Below are 7,283 nucleotides of genomic sequence, written 5' to 3'. Positions count from 1 at the left end.
GAACGGGGATGCGGATGGTCCGTGCCTGGTCCGCAATCGCCCGGGTAATCGCCTGCCGGATCCACCAGGTGGCGTAAGTGCTAAACTTATAACCCTTGCGGTAATCAAATTTCTCCACCGCCTTGATCAAGCCCAGGTTTCCTTCCTGGATTAGATCAAGGAAAAGCATCCCCCGGCCGACATATCGCTTGGCAATGCTAACAACCAACCGGAGATTGGCTTCAATCAGCCGGCGCTTTGCGGCCTCATCGCCCTGCTCCATCCTCTTGGCGAGCTCCACTTCTTCCTCCGGCGTTAAAAGGGGAATGCGCCCGATTTCTTTCAGGTACATCCGCACCGGGTCGTCGATTTCTACGCCTTCAGGTATGGTGAGGTCGGTGTCTAGCGGTGGAGGTTCGGGCGTCCCCTCGGTAGGCTCGAGATCCTGCGCTTCGGGAACAACGTCTATGCCCATGGTGGCGAGACGCTCGTAAATATCCTCGATCTGCTCGGAAGTAAGGTCTACCCCCTGAAGGCTATCCATAATCTCGCTGTAGGTAAGACTACCGCGCTTTTTACCCTTTTCGATCAGTCCTTCGATTTCTCCGTATTGAAGCTCATCTTCCATTTCCGCAACCCTCCTTTCTATCCCTGAGTAGTTCAGCAAGCTGACGTAAAATCTCCTGCACGCGGCCTTCATCCCCTGCCTTTTCGGCCATCTGTAAGGAAAGCAGGAGCTCCTGACGTTTTTCGCGCTGCCTTTTCTCGCGCAAGATACCGATCAAGTCTTCTACCAGAGCTGCCGAAACCTCGGGAAGATCCAGGGCTAGAAGGGCAGCTACAGTTGCCTTGTCATCTTCGGCCAGACGGCTGAAGAGTAAAGGCGTCGGTAGCTCACCGCTAGGAGCAACTTCCTGCAGGGTTAGGTAAAGCCGCCGGTATTTTTCATCCGCGAAGATCTCCCATCCTCCAGCCGCTTCTACTTGCTGGGTGAAGCTAGGTTTTTCAATCAAGGCCCGCAAGAGCGAGGCTTCGGCCCGCTGACGTGCGTCCGGCGTGTACTCTATTTTATGTTTATTTTTTACACTTTTTCGCGGATTTAGCCAGTCTTTTTGCCCTTTTTCTAAAAACCGGTCAAGTTCACCCCGCACGGTTTCCCAGCTAAGACCGGTAAGCTGGGCTACTGTCCGGATGCCTTCCTCGATCTCCGGTGCCGTTTTAAGCCAAGCGAGGTTCGGGAGGAGTTCGCGCAGCACGGCCATCTTGGCTGCAGCTGTCTCTATCCCTTTCTCGCGGGCTAAATGGATTCCTTTGTACTCGAGAAGAGGAAGGGCCTGGGTTATGAGCTTCTCCCAGGCATCCTGACCGGCTTGCCTTATAAATTCGTCCGGGTCTTTGCCCTGGGGTACCCGGGCTACCTTCACCTCAAAGCCCGCTTCCTGGAGAAGGTCAAGACCCCGGAGGGTGGCTGCCGCTCCCGCCGTATCGCTATCATAGGCGATGACCGCTGTTCCCGTGTAGCGAAGAAGCAGCCGCGCCTGTTCCCGGGTGAGGCTCGTCCCCAAACTGGCCACCACGTTAGTAAAGCCAAACTGATGGGCGGTGATCGCGTCAAGGTAACCCTCAACAATGACCACAAAACCCTTTTCGCGGATGGCGTCCCGCGCCTGGTAAAGGGCGTACAGCAGCTCCCGCTTGTTGAAAAAAGGGGTCTGCGGTGAGTTGAGGTACTTGGGCTCAGTTGCGTTGTCAAGCGCACGTCCGCCAAAACCTACAACCCGGCCGCGAGCGTCGTGGATGGGGAAGATCAACCGTCCGCGGAAACGATCAACTACCGCACCGGTATCCTTGCGGAGCGCTATTCCATACCGGATGGCCTCTTCGCCGCTTACCCCCTGGCGCCGCAGGAAGCCGAGAAGGGCATCTCCGGAAGCAGGGGCGAAACCAAATTCAAATCTGGAGGCTACCGTCAAAGGTACGCCTCTTTTTTCAAGGTACTCTCGCGCCGGCGTCCCGTCTTTTTCTTGGAGCTGGCGGGCGTAATAGCTGGCGACAAGCCTGTTTAGCTCCCAAAAAGCTTCCTGTTCGCGGCGCCGTTTTTCGGCTTCTGGGTCGAGCGCCGTGGCAGGAAGTTTCAGCCCTGCGCGGTCAGCCAGCCGGCGGAGCGCTTCCGGGAAAGAGAGATTTTCCCGCAAGATAAGAAACTTTAGGGCGTCTCCCCCGGTCCCGCAACCAAAGCAGTAGAAAAATTGTTTGTCGGGCGATACCGTAAACGAGGGGGCCCGCTCCTGGTGAAACGGGCAAAGGCCAACGTAACGCTGACCTCTTTTCACCAGACGGACGTATTCACCAATTAAAGCTACAATATCCGTCCGACTTAGAACCTCTTCGATAAATTCACCCGGAACGGAGCCGCGCAATCTTACCACCACCAAATGCGGGGCGGCCACTCGAATATATATTCGTTACCCGGTCAGAATTTCCTCCCCTAAAGCGACAATTTTTAAAATACCGGAAAACCGCGCGGGATAAAAAGTCGCTCGAACTGTGCCACTGCGTAGCGATCCGTCATCCCTGCGATATAATCACAAACCACTCGTTCGCGTCCAAATTCCTCGATGCGCTCGCGGTATTCCGGGGGAAGGACATCCGGATTAGCTACCAGGTACTGAAAAAGATACTGAACAACGTGCCGCGCTTTGGCTTCCTCCCGCTTGGCTTCTGAGCCGGTATAGACCCGCTCGAAAAGAAAGGCGCGCAACTTATCCATGGCGTGCTGTACCTCCGGCCCCATCTTTATCTCCGGCTGGTTCCAGCTGGCCTTGATCAGGTCAAGAACCATTGTGTTGATGCGCTCGCGGTGCTGAAAACCTAGAATTGTCAAGCAGTCGCGCGGCAGGTCGGTTTCGGTAAGTATACCGCCGCGGAGCGCGTCGTCGATATCGTGGTTTATGTAGGCGATACGGTCGGCTATTTTTACCACCTGGCCTTCCAGGGTCGCCGGGGTCTTGGGGCCGGTATGGTTTAAGATCCCGTCCCGTACCTCGAAAGTCAGGTTAAGCCCGCCGCCCCCCTCAAGGATATCCACCACGCGGAGGCTCTGTTCGTTATGCTTAAATCCGGGAAATACTTCGGCCAGAGCATCTTCCCCGGTGTGGCCGAAGGGGGTGTGGCCGAGGTCGTGCCCGAGGGCGATGGCTTCGGTCAGATCCTCATTTAACCGCAGGGCGCGGGCGATGGTTCGGGCGATCTGGGCGACCTCCAGGGTATGGGTGAGACGCGTCCGGTAATGGTCTCCTTCAGGAATAATGAAAACCTGCGTCTTGTGTTTGAGGCGCCGGAAGCTCTTGCTATGAATGATCCGGTCCCGGTCCCGCTGAAAGGCGGTGCGGATGGTGCACGGTTCTTCGGGTATCTTTCGTCCCTTCGTGGCGCGGCTTCGGCATGCGTAGGGCGAAAGGATGCGCTCTTCGAGCTCTTCCGTATATTCGCGCAGCCGCACGTTCTCAACCTCCGTGAAACCGAATTACTTTAGTTTAACTAGATAAAAAGCCCGGTCAAGAGCTGCCGGGCTACGCAAACTAAGCCGGTGAAGATGCTTCACCGCCTACGAAGGTGTTGCGTGGCCCAGGCCACCTCCGCAACGCGCTGCCCTAAGATTCTCGCCCGCTCGAAGCCATCATCTTCCTCCCCGTACCGGATGCAGGCACCGAGGTGTCCGGGGTCAGCATCGTAGTGACCGTCGCCCACGACGGTCATGCCGTGGCAGAGCATCATTGCGGCTAGGATTTCCAGAGTCGGTTCCTGCCCTCCGAACCGGGAGCCGCCGCAGACTACGCCGGCGCCTACCACGTTGAGGAGCATTTTTTCTTTCCTGAGCTTCCGGGTTTTGTCCCAGAATGCCTTGAGGGGAGCAGATACCGTGCCGAAATAGACCGGGCTTCCGAGAAGGAGCCCGTCTGCCCGGCACAGGAGGTTAAAAAACTCTGCTAGGCGAGTATCTTTATAGCACTCACCCGAGCAGGACGAGGAGCAATGAAGGCAAAAGGGGAACTTTTGACCCTTTAACCCCTCGACCGCGTGTAGCAGGAGTGTTTGGGCGCCTGCTGCTGCGGCTGCAGCAAGCGCCGTTTGCAAAAGCCGGGCGGTGCCCCCGTCGGGGCGGGGACTTCCATTAAGGCCGATAATCAACATTGATTTCGGGTTGCCTCCTTTTCCTTTTGAAAATTATACGTTGCCGGGTTTCCGGGTTTAACCGGAAGCGCAACCAAAATCAATATGGCCGACAGGTGTGTAAACCGGCCCGCTAGGTTTGAGCTCGCTGGCGATCAACTCAATACCGCTAACCTCAACCTTACCGAGTTCCACGTCCCCTATCTCGCCCATCGCCTGCCGTAGCAGCGCGCCATTCGCGCCGGTGCGGAAGCGTCCGAGCGTTACGTGGGGCAAAAACCGCTTGGTGTCAGGTGGCAGGCCAAGGGAGCGGACCACTTCCTCCACGAGGCGGTACAGATGGAGTAGAGAGGCGGTTTCCTCGACCCCTACCCAGAGGACGCGCGGCGCTTTCGAGGAAGGGAAAACGCCAACCCGCCGCAGGAAGAGGGGGAAGGCGCTAATTTCGGCCAGGCGTCCTTTTGTGGTTAGTAGAAGCGGCTCGACCAGGGCCTTATCCGTCGCCCCGATAAAGCGAATGGTGAGGTGCAGGTTCTCGGTTTCAACCCACTTGACGTTGAGCGGCAGTTTCCGGAAGACCGCCTGCACGCCGGCGATTTTGCCCCGGATTTCTTCCGGGAGAGTAACGGCCCAGAAGAGACGTAGAGTATCCATAAAAATCTATTTACCCCCGTAAATAGAATAAACAAGGGGTTGCCAGCGGGCAACCCCCGCTTTTGCGCCGCGTCGTGGCGTTATTTCTTTTGGCGCAGCGCCTCGAGGATGATTTTCTGCTCAACACAGGCCACCAGCCGCCGCGTGTTGGCTACAGTATCCGGGTTTACGCTGATGCTGTCGATGCCGTTGCGGACAAGGAATTCAGTTAGTTCGGGATAAACCGAAGGCCCCTGGCCGCAGATCGAAACGGTCTTCCCGTGCCGGTGCGCGACTTCAATCAGGTGGCTGATCGCCCGGGTGACTGCCGGGTTCCGTTCGTCGAAGTAACCCATACTGTCGAGGACGCCCGAATCCCGGTCGGCGCCGAGGATGAGCTGTGTGAGGTCGTTGGACCCGATACTGAACCCGTCGACCAGGGGACTGAACTCGTCGGCGAGGAAGATAACGGCCGGGACCTCCGCCATAATCCAGACCTTGAAGTTTAGGTTAGGGGAGAGGCCTTCGTCGGCCATAATACCGAGGACCCGCTTAACCTCCCAGGTTGTCCGCACGAAGGGCAGCATCGCCCACACGTTGTGCAGGCCAAATTCCTCCCGCACTTTACGCATGGCGCGGCACTCGAGCCTAAAGCCGGCTTCGTACTCCGGAGAAATGTACCGGGAAACGCCCCGCCAGCCGATCATCGGATTGTTTTCTACCGGCTCGACCTCTTCTCCTCCTTTAAGGCCCCGAAACTCGTTGGTCCGGAAGTCGCTAAAGCGAACCACCACTGGCCGGGGGTAGATCGCCTGGGCAACCTTGGCGATGCCCTCCGCCAGACGCTCGATAAAGAAGTCGCCCTGGCCCGTGCGCAGGAGGTAGATCGGGTGGGCGCCGATGTGGTCGGTAAAGATGAATTCGGTCCGCATGAGCCCGATGCCGTCGAAAGGCAGGTCCTTGTAGCGAGCGATGGCTTCAGGTTCTCCTAAGTTCATGTAGATCTTGGTACCGGTGACCGGGGCGATTTCCCGCCAGAGGGCGCCCTGCACCACCGCACCTCCGGCCTGGGGTGCGGCCGGTGCTTTATCTTCCATAGTCACCCGTCCCTCGTAAACGACACCCCGGGAGGCGTCAACCGTCACCTCCATGCCCTCTGCAAGCATCTCCGTAGCGTTCCTGGTCCCGACGATGCAGGGGATGCCTAATTCCCGGGAAACGATAGCGGCGTGGCAGGTCCGGCCTCCCTCGTCGGTTACGATCGCCGCTGCGCGTTTCATTGCGGGGACCATATCCGGGTTGGTCATAACCGTTACCAGCACTGTTCCTTCTTGGACGCGGGTAATGTCGTTGAAATTTTTCACCAGGACGACTTTACCGGTGGCCATCCCGGGAGAAGCGGCCATTCCCTTGACGAGAACCTTCGCTTCCGTCACCTTGGTTGTTTCCCTAGGTGCCGTTGGCGGTTTTTCCTTGTCTAGCGTGGTAATGGGCCGGGACTGCAAGATGTAAAAAGCCCCATTTTCGTAGCCCCATTCGATATCCTGCGGCGAGCCGTAATGGGTCTCCACTTTAACCAGCATGTCGGCCAGGGTGAGGATCTCCGCGTCGGTCAGGCACTGCTTTTCGACGTACTCACGACCCAGATGCTTCGCTACCTCGACCTCGATTGTCCCGCCGGCGGCGTTCGGGTCGGCGACGATCATCACGGTCTTGGCCGCCACCACCTTGTTAACGATCCGGCGCGGCGATTTTTCCACGATGTACTCGTCAGGGGTTACTTTCCCGGCGACGATCGCTTCACCAAGCCCCCAGCTGGCGTTGATCATCATCTCCTGCCTGTTGCCGCTGACCGGGTTGGCGGTAAAAGCGACGCCCGACCGTTCGGACTGAATCATCTTCTGGACCACCGCGCTTAAGTAAACGGTGCTGTGGTCAAAACCCTGCGCCTGCCGGTAGGCGGTCGCGCGGGCCGTCCAGAGAGAAGCCCAGCAGCGCCGGACGTGTTCAATTACGTCTTCTGTGCCTACCACGTTGAGGTAGGTATCCTGTTGCCCAGCGAAGGAGGCTTCGGGAAGGTCCTCGGCGGTAGCGGAGCTGCGGACGGCCACTTTAGCCGGCGTGCCGCCGCCGAGTTCTGCGTAGGCGGCTGTTATCTCTGTCGCAATCTCCGGCGGGACCGGGGTGTTGCGAATGAGATCCCGGATCCGGGCGGTATTTTCCATGAGTTGCTCCAGGTTGTTCACATCGGTTTGCCTGACGATTTCCGTGATTTTGGGGGCCAGGCCTGTCTTTTCGATAAAGTACTTATAGGCCTCGGCGGTTACGCAAAATCCGGGGGGCACCGGGATGCCGGCCTGAGTCATTTCCCCCAGGTTGGCGCCCTTGCCGCCGACGAGTCCCACATCCCCTTTACCGAGTTCCTTGAACCACCTGATAAATCTTAGAGCCATTTTTTCACTCTCCTTGTATCAGCCAATTAGGACCGGGCGCATCAC

6 protein-coding genes are annotated in these 7,283 nt (G+C 57.8%); all 6 read right to left on the bottom strand.

What is annotated here, in order from left to right; translation table 11 throughout:
* Positions 1-607 (bottom strand): sigma-70 family RNA polymerase sigma factor (locus ACUVTA_RS01035; protein WP_445951125.1); only part of this gene is annotated, 607 nt, incomplete at its 3' end.
* On the bottom strand, positions 597-2,411 hold the full coding sequence (gene dnaG / locus ACUVTA_RS01030) for a DNA primase (RefSeq protein ID WP_445951127.1): 1,815 nt from the start codon (positions 2,409-2,411) through the stop codon (positions 597-599). The genes dnaG and ACUVTA_RS01035, both read right to left, overlap by 11 nt.
* 71 nt (positions 2,412-2,482) lie before the next feature.
* Positions 2,483-3,481 carry a deoxyguanosinetriphosphate triphosphohydrolase gene (locus ACUVTA_RS01025; protein ID WP_445951124.1) on the bottom strand — a complete coding sequence of 333 codons (999 nt, stop codon included), beginning with the start codon at positions 3,479-3,481 and terminating at the stop codon, positions 2,483-2,485.
* A 98-nt stretch (positions 3,482-3,579) separates the two neighbouring features.
* On the bottom strand, positions 3,580-4,173 hold the full coding sequence (locus ACUVTA_RS01020; RefSeq protein ID WP_445951123.1) for a flavodoxin family protein: 594 nt from the start codon (positions 4,171-4,173) through the stop codon (positions 3,580-3,582).
* A 57-nt stretch (positions 4,174-4,230) separates the two neighbouring features.
* Positions 4,231-4,806, bottom strand: a complete 576-nt coding sequence (thpR, locus tag ACUVTA_RS01015) for an RNA 2',3'-cyclic phosphodiesterase (protein WP_445951122.1) — start codon at positions 4,804-4,806, stop codon at positions 4,231-4,233.
* Between the two features lie 80 nt (positions 4,807-4,886).
* Positions 4,887-7,238, bottom strand: coding sequence for a phosphoenolpyruvate synthase (ppsA, locus tag ACUVTA_RS01010; RefSeq protein WP_445951121.1), 2,352 nt, complete (start codon positions 7,236-7,238; stop codon positions 4,887-4,889).
* Positions 7,239-7,283 lie beyond the last annotated feature (45 nt).

It is taken from the genome of Thermodesulfitimonas sp., from assembly GCF_052743955.1.
Note: the sequence above shows the minus strand (reverse complement) of the source record. Positions and strands in the feature narration are given on the sequence as shown.